Raw genomic sequence first — 22685 nt, forward strand, 5'->3', positions numbered from 1 at the left:
GTAGGCGCGCGCCCGTTCCAGCGTGTCGGTTGGCCGCGCATGCGCCCGTGGTTCGGAAGGCCGCGGCGGGCACGGCAAAATGGCCCGATGACCGACAAGAAAACGCTGCTGCTCGTCGACGGATCGAGCTATCTGTACCGCGCCTTCCACGCCATGCCCGACCTGCGGGCCGTGCCGGGCGATCCCAAGAGCCCGGCCACCGGCGCGATCCGGGGAATGATCAACATGATGACGGCGTTGCGCCGCGAGGTCCGCGCCGACTACGCGGCCTGCGTGTTCGACGCGCCCGGCAAGACCTTCCGCGACGACCTGTACCCCGAATACAAGGCCAACCGGTCGCCGATGCCCGACGAGCTGCGCAGCCAGATCGAGCCGATCCACGAGGTGGTGAAGCTGATGGGCTGGCCGGTGCTCTGCGTGCCCGACATCGAGGCCGACGACGTGATCGGCACGCTCGCCAGGACGGCCGCGGCGCAGGGCGTGGAGGTCATCGTGTCGAGCGGCGACAAGGACCTGAGCCAGCTGGTCGACGAGCACATCACGATCATCGACACGATGAACGGCAAGAAGCGCGACGTGGCAGGCGTGACGGCCGAGTTCGGCGTGCCGCCGCAGCTGATGGTCGACTACCAGACGCTCGTGGGCGACGCGGTCGACAACGTGCCGGGCGTGGACAAGGTCGGGCCCAAGACAGCGGCCAAGTGGCTGCTCGAATACGGCTCGCTCGACGGCTTGATCGCACGCGCCGCCGAGGTCAAGGGGCAAGCCGGCGAGAACCTGCGCAAGGCGATCGACCGGCTGCCGCTGTCGCGCCAGCTCGTCACCATCCGCACCGACTGCGACCTGGCCGCGCATGTGGCGGGCCTGCCTTCGCTCGAGGGCCTGCCGGTGAGCGCACCCAAGACGGCCGAGCTCAAGCCCTTCTACGAGCGCTTCGGCTTCAAAAGCCTGGTCAAGTCGATCGAGGCGATGGAAGTGCCGCCCGAGCTGATCGAGGAGAACATCAAGAAGCAGGCGGCGCGCGGTGGTGCGGCGAGCACCGACCAGGCCGGCCTGTTCGACGAATCGACCAACCTCGGCGCGCTGGCGGCCGCCGAACCGGCGAGCAACCTCAAGTACGACACGGTCACGACCTGGGAACTGTTCGACGCCTGGCTCGCCAGGCTCGAGGCCGCCGAGCTCGTGGCGATCGACACCGAGACCACCTCGCTCGACGAGATGGTGGCGCAGATCGTCGGTGTGAGCTTCAGCGTCGAGCCCGGCGAGGCGGCCTACGTGCCGCTCGCGCACGACTACCCCGATGCGCCCGCGCAGCTGCCGCTCGACGAGGTGCTCGCGCGGCTCAAGCCCTGGCTCGAGAACGGCGAGAAGAAAAAGCTCGGCCAGCACATCAAGTACGACCGCCATGTGTTCGCCAACCACGGCATCGAGGTGCAGGGCTATGCGCACGACACGATGTTGCAGAGCTACGTGCTCGAGGCGCACCGGCCGCACGGCCTCGCGAGCCTGGCCGAGCGCCACCTGGGGCGCAGCGGCATTTCGTACGAAGACCTGTGCGGCAAGGGCGCGCACCAGATCCCGTTCAGCCAGGTCGACATCGCCAAGGCCGCCGAGTATTCGTGCGAGGACAGCGACCAGACGCTCGACGTGCACCGCGCGCTGTGGCCGCAGATCGAGCGCGACGAGAAGCTGCGCTTCATCTACCGGCTCGAGCTGGACTCGAGCGAGGCGCTCTACCGCGTCGAGCGCAACGGCGTGCTGATCGACGCACCCACGCTCGCGGCGCAGAGCCACGAACTCGGCACCCGCATCATGGCGCTCGAGCAGGAGGCCTACGAGCTCGCGGGCCAGCCTTTCAACCTCGGTTCGCCCAAGCAGATCGGCGAGGTGTTCTTCACCAAGCTCGGGCTGCCGGTCGTCAAGAAGACGCCGAGCGGCGCGCCGAGCACCGACGAGGAAGTGCTCGAGAAGCTGGCCGAGGATTTTCCGCTGCCGGCCAAGATCCTCGAGCACCGCGGCCTGTCGAAGCTCAAGGGCACCTACACCGACAAGCTGGGCCAGCTGGCCAATCCGCGCACCGGCCGCGTCCACACGCACTATGCGCAGGCGGTGGCGGTGACCGGGCGGCTGTCGAGCAACGATCCCAACCTGCAGAACATCCCGATCCGCACGCCCGAAGGCCGCCGCGTGCGCGAAGCCTTCGTCGCCCCGCCGGGCAGCGTGATCGCGAGTGCCGACTACTCGCAGATCGAGCTGCGCATCATGGCCCACATCAGCGGCGACGAGTCGCTGCTGCGTGCGTTCCGCGAAGGCATCGACGTGCACCGCGCCACCGCTGCCGAGGTGTTCGGTTCCACGCCCGATCAGGTATCGAGCGAACAGCGCCGTTATGCCAAGGTGATCAACTTCGGGCTGATCTACGGCATGAGCAGCTTCGGGCTGGCGCGCAACCTTGGCATCGAGACCAAGGCCGCGGCGTCCTACATCGAGCGCTACTTCGCGCGCTACCCGGGCGTGAAGGCGTACATGGACGAGACCAAGGCGATCGCCAAGGAGCAGGGCTACGTCGAAACGGTGTTCGGCCGCCGCCTGTACCTGCCCGAGATCAACTCGCCCAACGGCCCGCGCCGCGGCGGTGCCGAGCGCGCGGCCATCAACGCGCCGATGCAGGGCACCGCGGCCGACCTGATCAAGCTCAGCATGGTCAAGGTGCAGGACGTGCTCGATGCCGAGCAGCGCGCCACCAAGATGATCATGCAGGTGCACGACGAACTGGTGTTCGAAGTGCCCGAGGCCGAGGTCGAATGGGTACGCACCGAGATCCCGCGCCTGATGGCCGGCGTGGCCGAGCTCAAGGTGCCGCTATTGGCCGAGATCGGCATCGGCCCCAATTGGGACAAGGCCCATTGAGCGGCGGCTGCGCCTGAAGAAGGCGTGGCTCGCGAGCGCCAGCAGGCCGACGCCGATGCCCGCATAGCGCATCACGTCGCCGAAGCCTTCGCGCAGCGCCGCCTGTGCGAGCGCGGGGCCGGCGGCGCCCGGCAGCACGTCGAGCTTGCCGGCCGCCACGCCCTGCGCGAGCTGCAGCAGTTCGCCGGGCCCTGAAGGCAGCCCCGCTTCGCCCAGGTGGCGCGCAATGCCGCTCACCAGCACGAAGCCCATGAGCGCGATGTTGAAGGCCAGCGTGATGAGCCGCGCGCTGAAGTCGATGCCCGAGGCCATGCCCGCGCGCGCCGCCGCCACCGAGCCGGTGCTGGTGTTGGTGACGGGCGAGTTCGTGAGGCCCAGGCCGATGCCCGCCGCGAGGCAGGCGGCGATCACCACGGCGTCGCTGCCCTGCGCGTCGCCCAGGGCCATGAGCCCGAACCCCGCGGCCATCAGCCCCAGGCCACCGGGAATGACGCGCTCGGCGCCGTGGCGCAGCGCCAGCCGCTCGGCCAAGGGCGGCACCAGCAGCGTGGGCAGCGTGTAGGCCAGCAGCGCCCAGCCCGTGCGCATCACATCGTGGCCGAGGCCCGCCTGGAAGTAGATCGGCAGGTAGATCATGAACGGCCAGAAGCTGAAGTTCATGCCGATCGAGCCCATCATCGCGCCGTTGAAGCGGTGGATGCGAAAGACCGAGAAGTCGAACATCGGGTGCGCGCTGCGCCGCTCGGCCAGCACGAACAACGCAAGGCTCAGCGCCGCGCCGGCCAGGAGCGCGAGCCCGAGCGGATTCGAAAAGCCGCGCACCGTGCCGAGCGTGATGAACCAGACCAGCGCGAACACCGCGAGCGTTAGCGTGAGCATGCCGGCCAGGTCGAGCCGGTGCGCATCGGGGTCGCGCGATTCCTGCACGCTGGCATGCACCAGGCCGAGCGTCAGCAGCGTGAGCGGCGCATGCACCAGGAACACCCAGCGCCAGTCGGCCAGGGCCACGATGGCGGCACCCACGATCGGGCCGAACCCCAGGCCGATGCCCGCGACCACGCCCCAGAGCGCGAACGCGCGCGAGCGCGCTGCGGGTTCTCGGAACTGCTGCGACAGGATCGCGAACTGGCAGATCATCATCGCGCCGGCCCCCACGCCCTGCACGAAGCGCGCCGCGATCAAGAGCGGCGCACTCGGCGCCAGGCCGCACGCCAGCGATGCCACGCCGAACAGCCACAGGCTCGCCACCAGCACCCGGCGCCGGCCGTAGCGGTCGGCCAGCGTGCCCGCGGCCATCAGCACCGAGGTGCAGGCCAGCGTGTAGGCGTTCATGATCCATTGCGCGTCCTGGAAGTCGGCGTGCAGCACCTGCTCGAGCGCCGGCAGGATCACGGGCACGCTGGAGATTTCGAGGCCGAACATCAGCGCGACGAGGCAGATGGCGGCGAGCGCGGCGGCATCGCGGCGCGGGCTGGGTGGGGAAACAGGCTGTGGCGGTGGAGTCATGCGGTCATCTTGATGGGAAAGCACTTCCGCATTGGCGACATCGGTTCTGCAGATTCGGGAATTAGAAGGCACAATCCCGCGCCATGACCGACCGATTCGATGGCATCCAGACCTTCCTCGAGGTGGTCGAGAGCGGCAGCCTCACGCTCGCGGCCGAACGGCTCCATCTCACGCGCTCGGCGGTGGGCAAGGCGCTCGCGCGGCTCGAGGCGCGGCTCGGCGTGCGCCTGCTCCAGCGCACCACGCGCAGCCAGAGCCTGACCGAGGAAGGGCAGGCCTATTACGAGCACTGCCTGCGTGCACAGGCCGAACTCGAGGCCGCGGAGTCGGGCCTCGACAGCGGCGGGCGCGCGCCGCGCGGCCGGCTGCGCGCCAGCCTGCCGCTGGCCTTCGGCCATCACTACGCCGCGCCAGCGCTGCTGGGGCTGATCGAGCGCCATCCGCAGCTGCAGGTCGAGATCGCCATCAGCGACCGCATGGTCGACCTGGTGCAGGAGGGCTACGACCTCGCGGTGCGCATCGGCGAGCTGCCCGACAGCGACCGGCTGGTGGCGCGCCGCCTCGGCGAGCAGACGATGGTGCTGGCGGCCTCGCCGGCCTACCTCGCACGCTTCGGACGGCCGGCGGACGTGGCCGCGCTGGCGCGGCACCGCGGCATCGACTATTGCGGCCCCGGCGATTCGCAGCGCTGGCAGCTGCGCGATCCGCAGGGCCGGCTGCTCACGGTGCAGTTGCCCTGGCATGCACGGCTGAACGACCTGCAGGCCGTGGCCGATGCGGCCATCGCAGGAGCCGGCCTCGCCTGGCTGCCGAACTGGCTGCTGGCGCGGTACGTGCAAGCCGGGCAGCTCGAACGCGTGCTGGCCGACCACCACGCCGACGCGATGCCGATCCACGTGCTCTGGCCGCACGCGCGGCATCTGCCCGCGAAGACGCGCTGCGCGATCGATGCGCTGGTCGCCGCGATGCCGGCCTGCATGGAAGAATGCCCGCACCGTGCGGTACCGGCCGCGCGGCCCCATAAAACAAAAGGACGTTGACCATGAATCCGTTTTCCGTTCGTTCCTGGCGCCACCTCGGCAGCGCCGGCCTGCTCGCTGCAATGTGCGGCGCCGCGCTGGCTGCGCCCGATGCGCGCATCGCCACCCTGGCCGCCGAGCAGAAGCAGCCGCTGCTCGATTCGCTGTCGCAGCTCGTGGGCATCGAGTCGGGCAGCCGCGACCTCGAAGGCCTCGCGAAGATCTCCGACCTCATCGCCGGCAAGCTCAAGGCGCTGGGCGGCGAGGTCGAGCTGATCGACCCCAGCGCCGAGGCCTACCGCATGGAGGACACGCCCGAGACGATGGGGCGCGTCGTGCGTGCCACCTTCAAGGGCACGGGCAAGAAGAAGATCATGCTGATCGCGCACATGGACACGGTCTACACCGTGGGCATGCTCAACAAGCAGCCGTTCCGCATCGAGGGCGACAAGGCCTTCGGCCTCGGCATCGCCGACGACAAGCAGGGCGTGGCGGTCATCATCCACACCGTGGCGATGCTGCAGGCGCTCAAGTTCAAGGACTACGGCACGCTCACGGTGCTGATCAACGGCGACGAGGAGATCAGCTCGCCGGGCTCGCGCGCGCTCATCACGCGCCTCGGGGGCGAGCACGACGCGGTGCTGTCGTTCGAGGGCGCCTCGGTCAAGGAAGACAAGCTCTCGCTCGCCACCGCCGGCATCGCCTCGGTCACGCTCAACGTCACGGGCAAGGCCTCGCATGCGGGCTCGGCGCCCGAGCTCGGCGTGAACGCGCTCTACGAGCTGTCGCACCAGGTGCTGCAGATGCGCGACCTGTCCGACCCCGCGACAGGCCTCAAGATGAACTGGACGATTTCGAAGTCGGGCAGCAACCGCAACGTGATTCCGGCCAGCGCCACCGCGGCGGCCGATGTGCGCGTGCTCAAGGTCAGCGACTACGACCGCATCGAGCAGCAGGTGCAGGAGCGCGTGAAGAAGCAGCTGATCCCCGAGGCCAAGGTCGACATGAAGTTCGAGCGCCGCCGTCCGCCGCTGGAAGCCACCGACGCCTCGCGCGCGCTCGCCAGGCATGCGCAGGCGATCTACAAGGACGAGCTCGGCCGCCCACTCGGTGCCGACGACAAGGCCGCGGGCGGCGGCACCGATGCGGCCTTTGCCGCGCTCAAGACCAAGGCGCCCGTGGTCGAGCGCTTCGGGCTGCAGGGTTTCGGCGCGCACTCGGCCGATGCCGAATACGTGCTGGTCGACTCGATCGAACCGCGCCTTTACCTTGCCACGCGCATGGTGATGGATCTTTCGCGCGACAAGGTCGGCGGCCGCTGAGCGATGCGGCTGCGCCACATCGAGGTCTTCAACGCGATCATGCTCACGGGCAGCGTGAGTGCGGCGGCCCGGCTCATCAACATCACGCAGCCGGCGGTGAGCCGCACCTTGCAGCATGCCGAGCTGCAGCTGGGCTTTCCGCTGTTCCAGCGCGCCAAGGGCCGGCTCACGCCGACCACCGAGGCGCTCACGCTGTACCCGCACATCGAGCGGCTGTTCGCGCAGCTCGACGAGGTGCAGCGCCTCGCGTCGAACCTGCGCGCGGGCAGCGACACGGGCGAACTGCGCATCCTGAGCGTGCTGGCGCTGAGCTACGAAATCCTGCCGCGCGCGCTCAAGGCCTTCCGCGAGAAGCACCCGGGCCATGCGATCACCGTCGAGTCGCTGCACTCGCCGCAGATCATGTCGGCGCTGTTGCTGCAGGAGGCCGACGTGGGCTTCGTCTTCAGCCCCGCGGTGCATCCGTCGCTCACGCAGGAGACGCTCGCCGACACGCGCATGGTGTGCATCGCGCCCAAGGGCATGCTGCCGCGGGCATTGGTGCGCAACGGTTCGGTGGCGCTGCACGACCTGGTCGACCGGCCGGTGATCGGCCTCGACAGCCGCGACCCGGTGGGCACCAGCCTGAGCCAAGCCTGCCGCCAGGCGGGCGTGGGCTTCCAGCAGGCGGTGGTCACGGTGCAGACCTACCACGCCGCGCTGTCGATGGCGCACCACGGCCTGGGCGTGGCGCTGGTCGACGGCTGCACCGCGCGCTCGGCCGACGCGGCCAAGGTCGACGTGCTCGCGCTGGAGCCGCACATTCCGGTGCCGGTGCGCGCCTTGCGCTTCGCGGGGCGGCCCGACTCGGTGGCGGTGCGCGGCATCACGCGCTGCATGCGCGAGGCCATCGAGCAGGCGGCATAATCCCGGCCCATGCACGCCCTTCGAGCCCTCCGCTTCCTGCACCGCCTGGTGCTGGCGTGGTTCATGGGCTCGCTGCTGGTGGCCGGGGCCTCGCCGCTGGTCAACCCGCAGTCGATCGAGCTGATCTGTTCCGCCGCCGGAACCGTCAAGCTCATCGTGCAGGGTGACGACGGTCCGGCTGAATTGAACGCGGCCGCCATGCACTGCCCGCTGTGCATGGTCTCCGGGCCACCGCCTGCCGCCGTGCAGGTCGTGCTGCCCACGCCGCTGCCGCTCGGCCGCGCGCTGCAATCGATTCCCGCTGCCCGCATCGCGGCAGCCACGGCCGCGCCGTTGCCGGCGCGCGGGCCGCCCGCGCTCTCCTGAACTTCCGCCTTTCGTCCGCCTGACGCAGCCCGCCCTGGGGCGCGTGGCGGTTCCCGGTCGTTCCGTGGCCGGCGCTGCGTCTGCGCTTTCTTCCTTGCGCGCGCACGCCGATGGCCAGAGAGATTCCATGTTCCGCCTTCCTTTTGCTCCCACGCTCGGGCTGCTTGCCCTTGTCGGCGCCGCGAGCGCCCCCGCACGCGCCCAGACCGCCGGCGCGCCCACGCTGCCACCGATCGAGGTGGTCGACGAGGCGCCGCGCGCGAACGGCCGCCTCGACCTCGATATTCCGTCCGGCACCGCGAGCCGGCTCGGCCTCACGCCGCGCGAGACGCCGGCCTCGGTCACGGTGGTGAACCGCACCGCGATCGAGGCGCGCGGCGCGCAGGACACGCAGGAGATCCTGCGCGCCATTCCGGGCGTGACCGCCCATGACGCGCCGGGCAACGTTGGCGTGAGCTACCGCGGCTTCGGCAGCAACTCGATCGGCCAGCTCTTCAACGGCATCAGCGTGCAGTATTCGATTGCGGCGCGCCCGGTCGACAGCTGGATCTACGACCGCGTCGAAGCCATCGGCGGACCCTCGAGCTTTCTGTTCGGCTCGGGCGCGCTGGGCGGCTCGGTCAACTACACCACGAAGGTCGCCGAGCGCGGCAACGACTTTGCCGAGGCGCAATTGCGGCTCGGCACCGAGCACCTCAGGGAGGCCTCTTTCGGCCTGAACCGCCGCGTTGTGGGCGATGGCGGGCCGGGCAGCCAGCATGCGCGCATCGACGTGAACCACCGCGATGCCGACGGCTGGACCGACGGCACCAGGCGCCGTGCCACGCAGCTCGCGGCCTCGCTGCTGTCGGATCTGGGCGGCGGCCTCACGCACACGCTGGCCTACGAATTCCAGGACGAGCAGGTCGACCGGCCGTACTGGGGCACGCCGGCGCTCAACCCGCTGGCCGGCACGATGCGCATCGACCCCGCCACCCGCTTCAAGAACTACAACAGCAGCGACGGCCGCTATGCGCAACGCGTGCAGTGGCTGCGCTCGGTCACAGAATGGCAGGCCACCGACGCGCTGCAGCTGAAGAACACCTTCTATGCCTATGACGCCCTGCGCGACTACCGCAACGTCGAGAGCTACCGCTACAACCCGTCGAACACGGCCGTGGTCCGCTCGGCCGCGCTGCTGCAGCAGCACGACCACACGGTGTGGGGCAACCGCATCGAGGGCGTCTACAAAGGGCAGCTCGGCGGGCTGAAGAGCGACTGGTCGTTCGGGCTGGATTTCAGCGAGAACCGGCAGACGCGCTTTCCGAACAGCCTGCCGGGTACGGTGAGCACGGTGGACCCCTACCTGTTCGCGACCGAGCGCTTCTTCGAGGTGCCGGGCATGGTGCCGGGCTTCCGGCCCGACCGCGACAACCGGGTGCGCACCACCGCGCTTTATCTGGAGAACCGCACCGCGCTGGCGCCGACACTGCATCTGGTGACGGCACTGCGCCACGAGCGCATCGACCTCGACCTGGTGAACCGCCGCACGGTCGACGCGTCGAATCCCGCCACGTTCCACCGCGGCTACAAGCCCACGACCGGGCGGATCGGCCTGGTGTGGGATGTCGCACCGGGCGCGAGCCTCTATGCGCAGTACGCGACGGCGGCCGATCCGCCCTCGGGCGTGCTCTCCACCGCATCGTTCGCCGACGTGCGCAACAACAGCGAACTCACCACCGGACGTCAGCTGGAGGTCGGCACCAAGCTCGACTTCTGGCAAGGCAAGGGCAGCGCCACGCTCGCGGCCTACGGCATCCGCCGCAACAACATCGCCGCGCAGGACCCGGCCAACAGCGCACTCACGCTGCTGGTCGGCGAGCAGTCGTCCAAGGGGGTCGAGCTGGCCGTCGGGCTGCAGCCGACGCCGCGATGGTCGCTGCAGGGCAACCTCAGCTATGTGGATGCGCGCTACGAGCGCTTCACGCAGGGCGGCGTGTCACTGGCCGGCCGCACGCCGACCAACACGCCGGCCACGGTGGCGAACCTCTGGGTGTCGTATGCGTTCACGCCCAACCTGCAGGGCAGCGTGGGCGTGCGGCATGTCGGCAAGGTGTATGCCGACGCGGCCAACACGCTGCACTGGCCCGGCTACACGCTGCTCGACCTGGGCCTGAGCTGGAAGCTCAACCGGTCGGTCACGCTGGTCGGCCGCATCCGCAACGCGACCGATCGCATCCATGCCACGAACGTGGGCAGCACCTTTGCCTACCTCGGCGCGCCGCGCACGGCGGACGTGTCCGTGCGCGTGGCCTTCTGAACCGGAGCCGCACCATGCACTGGAAGCGCTGGTTGTTCCTGGTCCACCGCTGGCTCGGCGTGCTGGCCTGCGCCTTCTTCGCGATGTGGTTCGTCTCGGGCGTGGTGATGATGTACGTGGGCTATCCGAAGCTCACCGAGGCCGAGCGGCTGCGGCACCTGCCCGTGCTCGACGCTTCTGCGCCGCTGCTCGCGCCACGGCAGGCGCTCGACGCGGCGGGGCTCGCCGGGCCGCTGAAGGACTTGCGGCTCGCGGCGGCGAGCGGCGGGCGCCCCGTGTACCTGGCGGGGCCGGCGGCGCGCGGCGGGGTGGTGGTGATCGACGCACGCACGGGCGCCGTGCTGCGCGAGGTCGACCGGGAGCGCGCACTCGCGAGCGCGCGCGCTTATGTGGGCGAGGGCCGGGCGGGCGAGGGCGTGGCCGCCGAGCACCGCGGCACGATCGGCGAGGACGCGTTCACGCATTCGCGCGCGCTCGATGCCCACCGCCCGCTGCAGGTGGTCGATCTCGCCGATGCCGGGGCCACGCGGCTCTACGTGTCGGGGCGCACCGGGGAAGTGGTGCGCGATGCGCCGCGCACCGAGCGGCTCTGGAACTACGCCGGCGCCTGGATCCACTGGCTCTATCCGCTGCGCGGCACCGCGCTCGATCGGTATTGGGCCGACATCGTCAACTGGCTGTCGATCGCGGGCATCGCGCTCACGCTGACCGGCACCGCGGTCGGCCTGATGCGCTGGCGCTTTCGCCGCAGCTACCACCGCAGCGGCTCGCATTCGCCCTATCAGGGACGCATGATGCGCTGGCATCACATCGCGGGGCTGTTGTTCGCGCTCGTGACGCTGACGTGGATTTTCAGCGGGCTCATGTCGATGAACCCGTGGCGCATCTTCGACAGCGGCGCACCGGCGCTCCGCACCGAGGCGATGAATGGCGGCCCGCTCGAACCGTCGGCGGACGACGCCGCGCCGGCGGCGCTGCTGGCTTCTGCCGGCACCGGGGTGCGCGAGCTGCGCTGGGTGCGCGTCGCCGGGCGCACGCTGGTGCGCGCCGAGCAGGCGGGCGGCCGCCCGCAATTGCTTGACGCACGCAATGCCGCGCCGCAGGCGGTCGATGCCGAGGCGCTGCGGCGTGCGGTGGCGCGGCTATTGCCCGACAAGGTCGAGCGCGTCGAGGTGCTGCGCGCCTACGACAGCCATTACTACGCCCGCGATCCGCACACCATGACGGGCGGCAACGAGAAGCCCTTGCCCGTCTGGCGCGTGGTCTTCGCCGACGCGAACGCCACCTGGGTGCATGTCGACCCGCAGACCGGCGCGGTGCTCGGCCGCTCCGACAATCAGCGCCGCCTGAGCCGCTGGCTGTTCGCGATGCTGCACAGCTGGGACTGGCTGCCGCTGCTCGAGCGGCGCCCGCTCTGGGATCTTGTGCTGGTCGCGCTGAGCCTTGGCGGTGCGCTGCTGAGCCTGACCGGCGTCGTCATCGGCTGGCGCCGCCTGGGTCGCAAGCTCAGGACGGCGACGGCGGGGCGGCGTCCAGCGCCTCGGCAACCCGCAGCGCGGAGCCGAACGCCAGCGTGAAGCCCAGCGCGCCATGCCCGGTGTTGAACAGCATGTTCGACGGCGCGCCGGCGAGCCGACCGATGATCGGCAGCCCCGTGGGGGTGGCCGGCCGCATGCCGGTCCAGGGGTGCAGTTCCGCGAGCCGGCTGGCGTGCGGGAACAGCGCGCGCGTGGCTGCCGCGAGCGTCTCGATGCGCGTGGCCGGAATGCTCGCGTCGTGGCCCACGAGCTCGGCCATGCCCGCCACGCGCAGCCGCGAGCCGATGCGCGCGAACACCACCTTGCGTGCGCTGTCGGTCACGTTCACGTGCGGCGCGGCGCCGGGCGCCGGGTCGACCTCGACCGTGATGCTGTAGCCCTTGAGCGGGTACACCGGCAGGTATGCGCCGAGCGCGCGGCCGAGCCGGTGCGAGGCCGTGCCCAGCGCCATCACGAAGGCATCGGCCTCGATCGCGTCCGCGCTCGTCTGCACCGCGGCCACGCGGCCGCCGTGCTGCACGAAGCCATGCACATCGGTGCCGAGCAGAAAGCGCACGCCGCGCGCTTCGAGCACGCGCATCAGCTCGGCGCACACCTTCAGGCAATCGGCCGCGCATTCGCTCGGCGTGTACACCGCACCGGCCATCCGGTCGCGGTAGCCGGCCAGCGCGGGTTCGATCGCGATGCACTCGTCGGGCGTGACGATGCGCTGTTCGCTGCCCATCGTGCGCTGCAGTTCGAGCTGCGCGTGCGCGCCCGCGAGCGAGGCCTCGCTCGCATAGAGCACCAGCTTGCCGGTGGCGGAGAAGTCGCAATCGGGCGACACATCGGCCTGCATCGCCTCGAACCCGGTGCGGCTCAGTGCGGCCAGCGCCAGCAGCCGGGCGGTTGTGTCGCGCGAGGTCGGGGCATTGCAGGCCGCCAGGAAGGCGAGGCCCCAGCGCCACTGCAGCGGATCGAGCTGCGGCCGCAGCTTGAGCGGCGAGGTGGGCGACAGCAGCAGCTTGGGCAGCTGCTTCCAGATCGACGGGTCGGCCAGCGGCTGCACGTACGAGTAGCTGAGCTGCGCGCCGTTGCCGCCGCTCGCCCCCGCACCGGGGGCGGCACGGTCGATGACCGTGACCTCGTGGCCCTGGCGCTCGAGCTGCCAGGCGGTCGCCAGGCCCACGATGCCGGCGCCGAGCACACACACATGCATCAGGCAACTTTCAGGAAGGAAGACGGGAACAACGGAGAAGACAGAAAGCAGAAGAACGAACCGGAACGACGAATGTAGGTGCGCCTCGGCCGTGCCGGAAATGCCAAAAGCGCCGCGCCCCATAGCCAAACCGCATGGCTGGCCTGCCAGGTACCCATAACCTTTGGGTATGGCCTAGGGTTCATTTGGAATTGTCGCGGTGTGTCACTCCTTCTTACACTGGCCGCTCCGTTCAACCCACTGAAGAAGGCACGCATGAAACTCTCCGCTTTGATGGCCGCCGCCCTGGTGACGCTCACCGCCACCGGCGTCCAGGCCGCCGACACGCTGGCCAAGATCGCCGCCTCCGGCAAGATCACGCTCGCCTACCGCGAGTCGTCGGTGCCCTTCAGCTACCTGGACGGGAACAAGCCGATCGGCTTCTCGGTCGAGCTTTCGAACGCCGTGGTCGAGGCGGTCAAGAAGAAGCTCAACAAGCCGGACCTGCAGGTCGGGCTCATGTCGGTGACCTCGCAGAACCGCATCCCGCTGATCACCAACGGCACGGTCGACCTGGAGTGCGGCTCCACCACCAACAACACCGCGCGCGGCAAGGACGTGGCTTTTGCCGTCAACCATTTCTACACGGGCACGCGGCTGCTGGCGAAGAAGTCGTCGAAGATCACGAACTACGCCGACCTCGCCAAGAAGACGGTGGCGAGCACCACCGGCACCACCAACGCGCTGGTCATGCGCAAGTACAACGCCGAGAAGAACCTCGACATGGACATCGTGCTCGGAAAGGACCACGCCGATGCCTTCCTGCTCGTCGAAAGCAATCGCGCGGTGGCTTTCGCGATGGACGACATCCTGCTGTTCGGCCTGATCGCCAACGCCAAGAACCCGGCCGACTACGAGGTGGTGGGCGACGCGCTGCAGGTCGAGCCCTATGCCTGCATGCTGCCCAAGGACGACCCGGCCTTCAAGAAGCTCGTGGACGACACCTTCACCGGCATGATGAAGAGCGGCGAGTTCGAGAAGCTCTACACCAAGTGGTTCATGTCGCCGATCCCGCCGCGCAACGTGCCGCTGAACCTGCCGATGAACCAGCAGCTCAAGGACAACATCGCGAACCCGAGCGACAAGCCGGCGACCTGATCGGGCAAGGCGCACGCGGCATGGCTTCCCCCAACGTCGTCGGCATCCTGGGCGGCATGGGCCCGGCGGCGGGGGCCGACTTCGTGCGGCTCTTCGTCGAGGCCTGTGCCGGGCAGATGCGCGCGCGCGGGCTGCCGGTGCGGGACCAGTCCTTTCCCGAGCACTGGCTCGCGCAGGTGCCGGTGCCCGACCGCACGCAGGCGCTCGGCTCGCCCGACAGCGGCGCGCACCAGCCGCTCGAGCCGATGCTGCAGGCGCTCGGGCGCCTGGCCGCGCTCGGCAGCCAGGCCGTGGCCATCGCCTGCAACACGGCGCATGCCTGGCACGCCAAGCTGCAGGAGCGCTTTCCGCAGGTGGAACTGCTGCACATGGCGCGCGAGGTGGCGCTGCACCTGGCCGCGCACAACGTGGGCAAGGTGGCGCTGATGGCCACCGAGGGCACCTACCGCGTGCGCCTCTACGAACAGGCGCTGGCCGAGGCGGGGCTCGAATGCCACGTGCCGCTCGCCGACGAACGCCGCGCCATCACACGGGGCATCTTCGACGGCGTCAAGGCGGGCAACATGCCGCTCGCCGAGCAATGCTTCTCGCAGGTGGCGCTGCGGCTCGCCGAGCGGCACGGGCCGGTCACCATCATCATGGGCTGCACCGAGGTGCCGCTCGGGCTGCAGGGCTCGGCGGCCGTGGCGGGCCTCGCCCTGGTCGATCCGGCGCAGGTGCTCGCCGACGCGTTGGCGCGGCGCGCCTACCGCGGCTGGACAACCCTGCCGTCAGTCGGGCCGGCCTGATTTCGCCTACATTGCGGCGTGCGTTCCAGAGCCTGGTCCGCATGCCCCTTCTGTTCGACGAACCCACTGGAGCCCCTCCCATGTCCCTTCGCGACGACAGCCGTTCCGACCTCCGATCCGAATTCGATTCGCTGCGCCCCGGCGAGAGCACCGAGCAGGGCGCCACGCGCCGCACCGCGCTCAAGGCCGCGATCGGCGTGGGCTATGCCGCCGCCGTCATGCCGGTGATGGCGCAGAGCACCGTCAGCACCTCGGCCGAGGGCCTGAAGGCCGGCCCGATCAAGTACACCGTCAACGGCTTCGAGGTGCCCGGCTATGCCGCCGCGCCGGCCGGCAAGACCGGGCTGCCGGTGATCCTCGTGGTGCAGGAGATCTTCGGCGTGCACGAGTACATCGCCGACACCTGCCGCCGCCTCGCGAAGCTCGGCTATCTGGCGATCGCACCCGAGTTCTATGCGCGCCAGGGCGACCCGCGCGGCTACACCGACATCCCCAAGCTGCAGGCCGACATCGTCTCGAAGGTGCCCGATGCGCAGGTCATGGCCGACCTCGACGGCGCACTCGCCTATGCCGCGGCCAACGGCGGCGACACCAGCAAGGCGGGCATCACCGGCTTCTGCTGGGGCGGCCGCATCACCTGGCTCTATGCCGCCACCGGCAAGGTCAAGGCGGGCGTGGCGTGGTACGGCCGGCTCGTCGGCAACGCGAGCGAACTGACGCCCAGGCACCCGGTCGACGTGGCCGCCAGCCTGCAGGCGCCGGTGCTCGGCCTCTATGGCGGCAAGGACCAGGGCATCCCCCTTGACACGGTTGATAAGATGAAGGCCGCCCTGGCGACCGGAACCCCGGCTGCCAAGGCCTCGAGCTTCGTCGTGTACCCCGAAGCAGGCCACGCGTTCCATGCCGACTACCGCCCGAGCTACGTCAAGAGCGCAGCCGACGACGGATGGCAGCGCGCCTCGGCCTGGTTCAAAGCCAATGGCGTCGCCTGACGATCGCCAGTAGCCAACCACTGCCGAAGGCCGTCCGCGTGACGGCCTTTTCCGTTTATTTGTTGATGAACGACATCGGGCGCATGCGCCCATCGACCTTGCGCAAGCAGCTATGAATTTGATAGTGATCATCGTGGCGACCCTGGTTGCCGGCATCGGAAGCGTGTGGCTCGCCGCAGGGTTGCTGCGCGTGGGCGTGCGCAGCGGCTCGGGCGGCGTGAATCCGCAGCACCTATTGAGCCTCGCCGCGGGCGCGCTGCTCGCGACCGCCTTCATGCACCTGCTGCCCGAGGCCTTCGAGAGCCGCATCGCGCCCGCGCTCCTGTTCGGCGTGCTGCTGTTCGGGATCGTGTTCTTCTTTCTGCTCGACAAGGCCGAGCTCTGGCACCACGGCCACGAGCATCACCAACATGGCGGCCATCACCACGCGCATGGCCACGATCACGACCACGCGCATGCCCCGCGCGCGGGCGGCGGCTGGGCCGTGCTGACCGGCGACAGCGTGCACTGCTTCGGCGACGGCATCCTGATCGCATCGGCCTTCGTTGCCGACATGCGCCTGGGCCTCGTGGCGGCCGTGGCGGTGCTCGCGCACGAGGTGCCGCACCACATCGGCGACCTGGTCGTGCTGCGGCAGACCTCGGCCAACCCGCGCGCTGCACTCGTCAAGGTGTCGCTTGCGGGCACCATGACGATGCTCGGCGGCATCGCGGGATGGTGGCTGGTCGACCAGCTCAAGGACTGGCTGCCGTATTTCCTGGTGCTGGCGAGCAGCAGCTTCGTCTATGTGGCGCTGGCCGACCTGATTCCGCAACTGCAGAAGCGCCTGGGCGCACGGCAGACCGCGGCCCAGGTGGCCTGGCTTGCGGTGGGCATCCTGCTGGTCGCGCTCGTGAGCGGGCTGGCCCACGGCGACCATGCGCATGGGCATGCCCAGGGACATGAGGAACATGGCCACGAGGGCCATGACCACGGCACGCACGGCGAGCCCGGACACAAGGACTGAATCCGCGGCCGGCGGGGATTTGGCGCAATCCCGAAACAGGCGCACCATCGGGGCTCGCGATTGTTTCGTCCATTCCCTTCGCCGAGGAGCCGATCATGAAGCACGTCGACGCCCACAAGCGTTCCGCCCCGCCGCCATCGAACGAAGATGAAGACGACTCGCCGGTCGACGATTTCGAGGAAATGGAATCCGAAGCGGGCGACGATCTCTCCGAGGCCGGCCTCGACCTCACGGACGCCAGCGATCTCGATGCCGACAACGTGCCGGCCGACGAGGAATTCGCGCGCGTGATGAACGCGCCCGACTAACCCGCCCAACTAACGCGCCGCTGCCGCGTCCCGCCGCACGATCACCTGCCCGTTGCGCGCCCCGCTGTGCACGCCGTGCTGCCAGGTGACGGCGCCGTTCACGATCACCACGTCGATGCCCTCGGCTGGCTGCGCCGGCGCTGCGTAGCTCGCGGTGTCGCGCACCGTGGCGGCATCGAAGATCACCACGTCGGCATGGTGGCCCGGCGCCAGTGTGCCGCGTTCGGTCAAACCGAAGTTGCGCGCGGTGAGCCCGGTCATCTTCCACACCGCCGTCTCCAGCGGGAACAGGCCGATGTCGCGGCTGTAGTGGCCTAGCACGCGCGGGAAGGTGCCCCAGAGCCGCGGATGCGGCTTCTCGCCTAGCGGAATGCCGTCGGAGCCGATCATGGTTTCGTCGAACGCCAGCACGCGCTGCACGTCGTCCTCGTCCATCATGAAATAGATCGCACTGCCGGGCAGCAGGCGCTTTGCCGCTTCTTCGGCCGGCACGCCCCAGTCGGCGGCGATGTCCTTCAGGTCGCGGCCCGCGCACTCGGGGTGCGGCACGCTCGAGGCGATCAGCACGCGGCCGTCGAGCATGCCCCGGTCGGTACGGATCATGGTGGAGCCTGCGGTGTACGGATAGCAGTCGAGCCCGATGCACTGGTGCTGCATCGCCTGCTGGATGAAAGGAAGCGTGACCTTCGTGCGGCCGAAGTTCTGCGCGTTCTGCACCTTGTGGTGCGACACCACCACCGGAATGCCGAGCGCGCGCCCGATGTGGAAGGTCTCCTCGAGCGATTCCATCACGCGGTCGCCTTCGTCGCGCATGTGCGTCACGTAGAGCGCCTTGCGGGCGGTGAGCGGGCGTGCGACCTCGATGATCTCCTCGGTCGTCGCCTTCGTCGCGGGCGGGTAGAAGGTGCCGGTCGACAGGCCGATCGCGCCGGCCTGCATCGCTTCTTCGACCAGCGCCTGCATCGCCGAGATTTCCTCTGCGGTCGCGGCGCGGTCGAGGTCGGACATCACCACCGCGCGCAGCGTCGAATGGCCGACCATCGCGGCCACGTTCACCGATGAGGGCGCGGCGCGCAGCGCGTCGAGGTAGGCCGTGAAGCTGGTGAAGCGGCCTTCGGCGGGCGCCTCGAGCAGGCTCAGCGGCATCGGCAGGTCCATGTCGGGCCGAAGCGGTGCAGCGCTGATGCCGCAATTGCCGGCCACCACGGTCGTGACGCCCTGCGACACCTTGAACGGCATCTGCGCCTGCGACAGCACGGCCTGGTCGTCGTGCGTGTGCGAGTCGATGAAGCCCGGCGCGACGATGCGGCCGGTGGCGTCGAGCACGCGGTCGGCCGTGTGGCCCGCGAGCTGGCCGATGGCGGCGATGCGGCCGCCCGCGATGCCGACGTCGGCATCGAAACGCGGCGCCTTGGTGCCGTCGATCACGGTGCCGCCGCGGATCAGCAGCTCGTAGTGGGGGGGCTTATCGGTCATCGGTGAGGTCGTTTCTTCAGCGGAAGTGGCAGGCGACCCAATGGCCGCCGGCCGATGACGAAGGGCGCTCGCCCAGTTCGGGCGTCTTTTCCTTGCAGACCGCCTGCGCCATCGGGCAGCGCGTATGGAAGCGGCAGCCGGAGGGCGGGTTTGCGGGGCTCGGCGGATCGCCCTGCAGCAGCATCCGGCGCGCGGGCGTGCGCGGATTGGGCACCGGCACCGCCGAAAGAAGAATCTCGGTGTAGGGATGCAGCGGCGTCGAGAACAGCGTGTCGCGGTCGGCGATCTCGACGATGTGCCCGAGGTACATCACCGCCACGCGGTGGCTGATGTGCCGCACCACGGCCAGGTCGTGCGCGACGAACAGGTAGGCGATGCCGAACTCCGCCTGCAGGTCCATCAGCAGGTTCACCACCTGCGCCTGCACCGACACGTCGAGCGCCGACACGGGCTCGTCGCAGACGATGAGCTTCGGGTTGAGCGCGAGCGCGCGCGCAATGCCCAGCCGCTGCCGCTGGCCGCCCGAGAACTCGTGCGGAAACTTGCTGGCCGCTTCGGGCCGCAGCCCCACGCGCGAGAACAGCCACTGCACGCGCTCACGCCGCTCGGCGGCGGCACCCATGCCGAAGTTGCGCAACGGCTCGGCCACGATCTCGCCGGCCGCCAGGCGGGGGTTCAGCGAGGCGTACGGGTCCTGGAAGATGATCTGCAGTTGCCTGCGGCGCAGCCGCATCTCGTTGGCCGAGAGCGTCAGCAGCTCTTCGCCCTCGAGCGCCACCGAGCCCGAGGTCGGCTCGACCAGCCGCATCACCGACTTGGCCGTCGTCGTCTTGCCGCAACCCGACTCGCCGACCAGCGAGAGCGTCTCGCCGCGCGCGACCGAGAACGAGACGCCGTCGACTGCCTGGATCGCCGGCTGAGCGGGTCGCAGCCAGCGCTTGGGCGAGATGTAGTGCTTGCGCAGGTTGCGTACCTGGAGCAGCGGCGCGCTGTCGGTCGTCGTCATGCGCTCACCTCCACGGCATCGGCGGGCTGGTCCCAGCGTTCCTCGACGGCGAAGCAGGCCACCTCGTGGTCGCCGCCCTGCGGCGCGAGCCGCGGCGCCTCGGTGCGGCAGCGCTCGCGCGCGTGGCTGCAGCGGGCGGCGAAGGCGCAACCGCGCCCCAGTTCGTGCGCAGCGGGCACCAGGCCCGGGATCTCGCTGAGCCGCGCACGCGCCGTGTTCATTGCGGGCATCGAGGCCATCAGCGCCCGCGTGTACGGATGCAGCGGCCGGTCGAACAGGTCGATCACGTCGGCTTCCTCGACCTTCTTGCCGGCGTACATCACCACCACGCGGTCGCAGCTTTCGGCCACCACACCGAGGTCGTGCGTGATCATCACCACGCCCATGCCGAGTTCCTTCTGCAGCCGCTTGATGAGGTCGAGGATCTGCGCCTGGATCGTCACGTCGAGCGCGGTGGTGGGCTCGTCGGCGATCAGCACCTCGGGGTTGCAGGCCAGCGCCAGCGCGATCATCACGCGCTGCCGCATGCCGCCCGACAGCTGGTGCGGGTATTCGTTCACGCGCCGCTCGGGCTCGGGGATCTGCACCACGCGCAGCATCTCGACCGCGCGCTGCATCGCCTGGGTGCGGGTCGCCTTCTGGTGCAGCTGCACCGTCTCGGCGATCTGCCGGCCCACGGTGAGCACCGGGTTCAGCGAGGTCATCGGCTCCTGGAAGATCATCGAGATGCGGTTGCCGCGGATCTGCCGCATCTCGCGCTCGCTCAGCTGCATCAGGTCGGTGCCGCGCAGGCGCACAGAACCCATATGGCGCCCGGGCGGCGTGGGCACGAGCCGCAGGATCGACAGCGCGGTCACGCTCTTGCCGCAGCCCGACTCGCCGACCACGCCGAGCGTTCGGCCCGCGCGCACCGTGTACGAGACGCCATCGACCGAACGCACCACGCCATTCAACGTGTGGAAGTGCGTGCGCAGCTCGTCGACCTCGAGCAGGGGCTCGCCGGGGGCGAGGGCCACATGGGACATCGGCTTCATGGCGCTCTTCCCACTTTCTACAGTTGCCGCGCCAGGCGCGGATCGAGCGCATCGCGCAAGCCGTCGCCCAGCAGGTTGATCGCCAGCACCGTCGCGGCCAGCAGCAGCCCCGGGTACAGGATGATGTGGAACGCCACCGCCACGAAGTTGCGGCCCTCGGCCATCATGTTGCCCCAGCTCGGCGTCTGCGCGGGCACGCCCACGCCCAGGAACGAGAGAGCGGCCTCGGTCAGCACCGCCGCGGCCGCGACGAAGGTCGATTGCACGATCAGCGGCGCCACCATGTTGGGCAGCACGTGGCGAAACAGGATCAACGGCAGGCGCGTGCCCACGGCGTGCGCGGCTTCCACGTAGAGCTGTTCGCGCAGCGTGAGCGCGAGCGAGCGCACCAGCCGCACCACGCGCGGGATCTCGGGCACGGTGATGGCGACGATCACCGTCGTGAGGCTCGCGCGCGTCACGGCCATGAGCGCGATCGCCAGCAGGATGCCGGGGATGGCCATGAGCCCGTCCATCACGCGCATCACGGGCCCGTCGGCCCAGCGCACGAAGCCCGCGAACAGGCCGATCAGCACACCGAACACGGTGGCCAGCGCGGCCACTGCAGCGCCGACGATCATCGACACCTGCCCGCCCCACACCGCGCGGCTGAACACGTCGCGACCGAGCGCGTCGGTACCGAACCAGTGCTCGGCCGACGGCGGCTGCATGCGCGCGAGCGGATCGATGTCCTGCGGATCGTGGGTGGCGATCCACGGTGCGGCGATCGACAGCACGGCCACGGCGATCAGCAGCAGCGCGCCGACGATCAGCGTCGGGTGCTTGCGCGCCCAGCGCCAGCGCGGCGGCACGAAGGGCGCCTCGTCGGGCATGGCAGCGGCAGGCGCCGCGGGCAGGGTGTGTTCGTTCATCGGAAGGATGCTGGACATCACGGTGGGCTAGTAACTGATGCGCGGATCGAAGAACCGGTAGCTCAGGTCGATCAACAGGTTGATCAGCACGTACACGCCGGCCGACAGCAGCAGCACGCTCTGGATCACCGGGTAGTCGTGGCGCTGCACCGAATCGATCACCAGCCGGCCCACGCCCGGAATGGCGAACACGGTCTCGGTGACCACCACGCCGCCGATCAGCAGCGCGATGCCGACACCGACGGTGGTGGCGATCGGGATCGCCGCGTTGCGCAGCGCATGCCCGAGCACGGGCAGCACGCCGAGGCCCTTGGCGCGCGCGGTGCGGATGTAGTCTTCATGCAGCACCTCGAGCACGGTGGCGCGCGTCATGCGCGTCACGAGCGCGATGTACACCAGCGCGAGGTTCACGCACGGCAGCACCAGCGAGCGCAGCCATTCGCTGGGCCCGTCGGCGAAGCGCACGTAGCCCTGCACCGGAAACCACGGCAGCTGGATCGCGAAGGCATAGATCAGCAGATAGCCGACGAGGAACACCGGCACCGAGAACGCGAGCACCGCGAACAGCATCACGAGGCGGTCGACCCAGGTGCCCGCGCGGTAGGCCGCGAGCGTGCCCAGCGGCACCGCAACCACGAGCGTGATCAGCATGGTGAGCGCAGCGATCGAGACCGTGGGCTCCAGCCGCTGGCCCAGCAGTTGCGACACCGGCACCTGCGTGAAGATCGAGGTGCCGAGGTCGCCGGTGAAGAGCTTGCCGAGCCACAGCACGAACTGCTGCCACAGCGGCAGATCGAGCCCGAGCGCGGTGCGCAGCTTCTCGATGTCTTCGACGCTCGCGAGGTCGCCCGCGATCAGCGCGGCCGGATCGCCCGGCGACAGGTGGATCAGCAGGAACACCACGACGGCGACCACCGCCATGACGGGAAGCGTCGCGATGACGCGTCGAACGATGTAGCCCAT

At 69.6% G+C, this 22685-nt stretch carries 19 protein-coding genes; 12 read left to right on the plus strand and 7 right to left on the minus strand.

All coding sequences use genetic code 11. The features are described from left to right. Nucleotides 1-87: 87 nt before the first annotated feature. On the plus strand, nucleotides 88-2910 hold the full coding sequence (polA, locus tag AC3A6G_RS07935) for a DNA polymerase I (protein ID WP_487873486.1): 2823 nt from the start codon (nucleotides 88-90) through the stop codon (nucleotides 2908-2910). Here the strand turns inward: polA and AC3A6G_RS07940 are convergent. Then, nucleotides 2863-4416: an MFS transporter gene (locus AC3A6G_RS07940; protein ID WP_487873487.1), complete on the minus strand. Its 1554-nt coding sequence runs from the start codon at nucleotides 4414-4416 to the stop codon at nucleotides 2863-2865. The two genes, polA and AC3A6G_RS07940, sit on opposite strands and share 48 nt — an antisense overlap. 83 nt (nucleotides 4417-4499) lie before the next feature. On the opposite strand from AC3A6G_RS07940, the gene AC3A6G_RS07945 reads away from it, so the two are divergent. The 6 genes from AC3A6G_RS07945 (at nucleotide 4500) to AC3A6G_RS07970 (ending at nucleotide 11905) form a co-directional block, all read left to right on the plus strand. After that, complete coding sequence (locus tag AC3A6G_RS07945; RefSeq protein ID WP_487859723.1) at nucleotides 4500-5456, plus strand: LysR family transcriptional regulator; 957 nt, start codon at nucleotides 4500-4502, stop codon at nucleotides 5454-5456. Nucleotides 5457-5458: 2 nt separating this feature from the next. Next, nucleotides 5459-6757 carry a M20/M25/M40 family metallo-hydrolase gene (locus AC3A6G_RS07950; RefSeq protein ID WP_487859724.1) on the plus strand — a complete coding sequence of 433 codons (1299 nt, stop codon included), beginning with the start codon at nucleotides 5459-5461 and terminating at the stop codon, nucleotides 6755-6757. 3 nt (nucleotides 6758-6760) lie between these two features. After that, complete coding sequence (locus AC3A6G_RS07955) at nucleotides 6761-7663, plus strand: LysR family transcriptional regulator (RefSeq protein WP_487859725.1); 903 nt, start codon at nucleotides 6761-6763, stop codon at nucleotides 7661-7663. Between the two features lie 9 nt (nucleotides 7664-7672). Further along, nucleotides 7673-8029 (plus strand): DUF2946 family protein, encoded by a 357-nt coding sequence (locus AC3A6G_RS07960; protein WP_487859726.1) that lies wholly within the window; start codon nucleotides 7673-7675, stop codon nucleotides 8027-8029. 127 nt (nucleotides 8030-8156) lie between these two features. Further along, nucleotides 8157-10328: a TonB-dependent receptor gene (locus AC3A6G_RS07965; RefSeq protein ID WP_487873488.1), complete on the plus strand. Its 2172-nt coding sequence runs from the start codon at nucleotides 8157-8159 to the stop codon at nucleotides 10326-10328. Nucleotides 10329-10342: 14 nt separating this feature from the next. After that, a complete protein-coding gene (locus AC3A6G_RS07970; RefSeq protein ID WP_487873489.1) occupies nucleotides 10343-11905 on the plus strand; it encodes a PepSY domain-containing protein in 1563 nt (520 codons plus the stop codon). Here AC3A6G_RS07970 and AC3A6G_RS07975 read toward each other — a convergent pair. Beyond that, entirely contained in the window at nucleotides 11835-13064 is a 1230-nt protein-coding gene (locus AC3A6G_RS07975) for a D-amino acid dehydrogenase (protein ID WP_487863415.1), read from the minus strand. The genes AC3A6G_RS07970 and AC3A6G_RS07975 overlap by 71 nt on opposite strands. A 255-nt stretch (nucleotides 13065-13319) precedes the next feature. Here AC3A6G_RS07975 and AC3A6G_RS07980 point away from each other — a divergent pair, with 255 nt between their 5' ends. The 5 genes from AC3A6G_RS07980 (at nucleotide 13320) to AC3A6G_RS08000 (ending at nucleotide 17295) form a co-directional block, all read left to right on the plus strand. Then, nucleotides 13320-14201 (plus strand): transporter substrate-binding domain-containing protein, encoded by an 882-nt coding sequence (locus tag AC3A6G_RS07980; RefSeq protein ID WP_487859730.1) that lies wholly within the window; start codon nucleotides 13320-13322, stop codon nucleotides 14199-14201. Between the two features lie 20 nt (nucleotides 14202-14221). Next, nucleotides 14222-14989 (plus strand): aspartate/glutamate racemase family protein, encoded by a 768-nt coding sequence (locus tag AC3A6G_RS07985; RefSeq protein WP_487859731.1) that lies wholly within the window; start codon nucleotides 14222-14224, stop codon nucleotides 14987-14989. A gap of 80 nt (nucleotides 14990-15069) precedes the next feature. Then, complete coding sequence (locus AC3A6G_RS07990) at nucleotides 15070-15981, plus strand: dienelactone hydrolase family protein (RefSeq protein WP_487859732.1); 912 nt, start codon at nucleotides 15070-15072, stop codon at nucleotides 15979-15981. Nucleotides 15982-16093: 112 nt separating this feature from the next. Further along, nucleotides 16094-16987: a ZIP family metal transporter gene (locus AC3A6G_RS07995; protein ID WP_487859733.1), complete on the plus strand. Its 894-nt coding sequence runs from the start codon at nucleotides 16094-16096 to the stop codon at nucleotides 16985-16987. Between the two features lie 95 nt (nucleotides 16988-17082). Then, nucleotides 17083-17295 carry a hypothetical protein gene (locus AC3A6G_RS08000; RefSeq protein ID WP_487859734.1) on the plus strand — a complete coding sequence of 71 codons (213 nt, stop codon included), beginning with the start codon at nucleotides 17083-17085 and terminating at the stop codon, nucleotides 17293-17295. A 9-nt stretch (nucleotides 17296-17304) separates the two neighbouring features. On the opposite strand, the gene AC3A6G_RS08005 is transcribed toward AC3A6G_RS08000, so the two are convergent. From AC3A6G_RS08005 to AC3A6G_RS08025, 5 genes are read right to left on the minus strand one after another with little or no spacing between them, the layout of a single operon-like run. Continuing rightward, nucleotides 17305-18771, minus strand: a complete 1467-nt coding sequence (locus AC3A6G_RS08005) for an N-acyl-D-amino-acid deacylase family protein (RefSeq protein WP_487859735.1) — start codon at nucleotides 18769-18771, stop codon at nucleotides 17305-17307. A 16-nt stretch (nucleotides 18772-18787) separates the two neighbouring features. Next, the gene (locus AC3A6G_RS08010; protein WP_487859736.1) at nucleotides 18788-19777 is read right to left on the minus strand and encodes an ABC transporter ATP-binding protein; all 990 of its coding nucleotides are present in this window, start codon (nucleotides 19775-19777) and stop codon (nucleotides 18788-18790) included. After that, nucleotides 19774-20811, minus strand: a complete 1038-nt coding sequence (locus AC3A6G_RS08015; protein ID WP_487859737.1) for an ABC transporter ATP-binding protein — start codon at nucleotides 20809-20811, stop codon at nucleotides 19774-19776. The genes AC3A6G_RS08010 and AC3A6G_RS08015 overlap by 4 nt, the downstream gene beginning before the upstream one ends. 17 nt (nucleotides 20812-20828) lie before the next feature. Next, on the minus strand, nucleotides 20829-21722 hold the full coding sequence (locus AC3A6G_RS08020) for an ABC transporter permease (protein WP_487859738.1): 894 nt from the start codon (nucleotides 21720-21722) through the stop codon (nucleotides 20829-20831). 27 nt (nucleotides 21723-21749) lie between these two features. Next, on the minus strand, nucleotides 21750-22685 hold the full coding sequence (locus tag AC3A6G_RS08025; RefSeq protein WP_487873490.1) for an ABC transporter permease: 936 nt from the start codon (nucleotides 22683-22685) through the stop codon (nucleotides 21750-21752).

It is taken from the genome of Variovorax sp. Soil_C_26 (genome assembly GCF_057657075.1).

Bases quoted from the DNA above. Each gene is read 5' to 3' on its own strand.
- AC3A6G_RS07980 (WP_487859730.1), top strand. From the start codon at position 13,320: ATGAAACTCTCCGCTTTGATGGCCGCCGCCCTGGTGACGCTCACCGCC.
- AC3A6G_RS07960 (WP_487859726.1), top strand. From the start codon at position 7,673: ATGCACGCCCTTCGAGCCCTCCGCTTCCTGCACCGCCTGGTGCTGGCG.
- AC3A6G_RS07995 (WP_487859733.1), top strand. From the start codon at position 16,094: ATGAATTTGATAGTGATCATCGTGGCGACCCTGGTTGCCGGCATCGGA.
- AC3A6G_RS07965 (WP_487873488.1), top strand. From the start codon at position 8,157: ATGTTCCGCCTTCCTTTTGCTCCCACGCTCGGGCTGCTTGCCCTTGTC.
- AC3A6G_RS07985 (WP_487859731.1), top strand. From the start codon at position 14,222: ATGGCTTCCCCCAACGTCGTCGGCATCCTGGGCGGCATGGGCCCGGCG.
- AC3A6G_RS07945 (WP_487859723.1), top strand. From the start codon at position 4,500: ATGACCGACCGATTCGATGGCATCCAGACCTTCCTCGAGGTGGTCGAG.
- AC3A6G_RS07940 (WP_487873487.1), bottom strand. From the start codon at position 4,416: ATGACTCCACCGCCACAGCCTGTTTCCCCACCCAGCCCGCGCCGCGAT.
- AC3A6G_RS08015 (WP_487859737.1), bottom strand. From the start codon at position 20,811: ATGAAGCCGATGTCCCATGTGGCCCTCGCCCCCGGCGAGCCCCTGCTC.
- AC3A6G_RS08025 (WP_487873490.1), bottom strand. From the start codon at position 22,685: ATGGGCTACATCGTTCGACGCGTCATCGCGACGCTTCCCGTCATGGCG.
- AC3A6G_RS07970 (WP_487873489.1), top strand. From the start codon at position 10,343: ATGCACTGGAAGCGCTGGTTGTTCCTGGTCCACCGCTGGCTCGGCGTG.
- AC3A6G_RS07975 (WP_487863415.1), bottom strand. From the start codon at position 13,064: ATGCATGTGTGTGTGCTCGGCGCCGGCATCGTGGGCCTGGCGACCGCC.
- AC3A6G_RS08005 (WP_487859735.1), bottom strand. From the start codon at position 18,771: ATGACCGATAAGCCCCCCCACTACGAGCTGCTGATCCGCGGCGGCACC.
- polA (WP_487873486.1), top strand. From the start codon at position 88: ATGACCGACAAGAAAACGCTGCTGCTCGTCGACGGATCGAGCTATCTG.
- AC3A6G_RS07950 (WP_487859724.1), top strand. From the start codon at position 5,459: ATGAATCCGTTTTCCGTTCGTTCCTGGCGCCACCTCGGCAGCGCCGGC.
- AC3A6G_RS08020 (WP_487859738.1), bottom strand. From the start codon at position 21,722: ATGAACGAACACACCCTGCCCGCGGCGCCTGCCGCTGCCATGCCCGAC.
- AC3A6G_RS07955 (WP_487859725.1), top strand. From the start codon at position 6,761: ATGCGGCTGCGCCACATCGAGGTCTTCAACGCGATCATGCTCACGGGC.
- AC3A6G_RS08000 (WP_487859734.1), top strand. From the start codon at position 17,083: ATGAAGCACGTCGACGCCCACAAGCGTTCCGCCCCGCCGCCATCGAAC.
- AC3A6G_RS08010 (WP_487859736.1), bottom strand. From the start codon at position 19,777: ATGACGACGACCGACAGCGCGCCGCTGCTCCAGGTACGCAACCTGCGC.
- AC3A6G_RS07990 (WP_487859732.1), top strand. From the start codon at position 15,070: ATGTCCCTTCGCGACGACAGCCGTTCCGACCTCCGATCCGAATTCGAT.